At 67.3% G+C, this 379-nt stretch carries 1 protein-coding gene; it reads right to left on the bottom strand.

Translation table 11 applies throughout. The features are described 5' to 3' along the window. Positions 1-21: 21 nt before the first annotated feature. The coding region (locus QQ657_RS56545; RefSeq protein WP_284750755.1) for a transposase at positions 22-379 on the bottom strand (358 nt) is incomplete at its 5' end.

Genomic DNA, 379 nt, shown 5'->3' with positions numbered 1-379 from the left:
GGTTGTTGCCGGGTGGTGCTCTCAGGCGGCGGGTTCGAGACTGACGGTGTAGCCCTGGGCTTGGAGCTTGGCAACGAGCCGCCGGGTCTCGGCGTGGGGATCGATGCGGCGGGTGTGGTAGTCGGCGCCGAGGTCGTCATAGCCACGGCCGGTGGCCAGGACGTGCCAGATGATGATCGAAAGTTTGTGTGCGACGGCGATGACGGCTTTCTTCTTCGCCGCTGAGCTGCGGAACCCACCGAACCGGCGGACGTGGCGGCGGTAAAGAGTCTGCAGATAGCCGGGGTGACGCACGGCTGCCCAGGCGCACTCGACCAGCATCGCCTGCAGCCGCGGGTTGCCCTTGCGGCGTTTGCCGTGGTGGCGCTTGCCTGCGGAT

The sequence above is a fragment of the Amycolatopsis ponsaeliensis genome (assembly GCF_030182635.1).
GTDB classification, from domain to species: Bacteria; Actinomycetota; Actinomycetes; order Mycobacteriales; family Pseudonocardiaceae; genus Amycolatopsis; species Amycolatopsis ponsaeliensis.
This window is presented reverse-complemented; position numbering and strand designations above follow the sequence as displayed.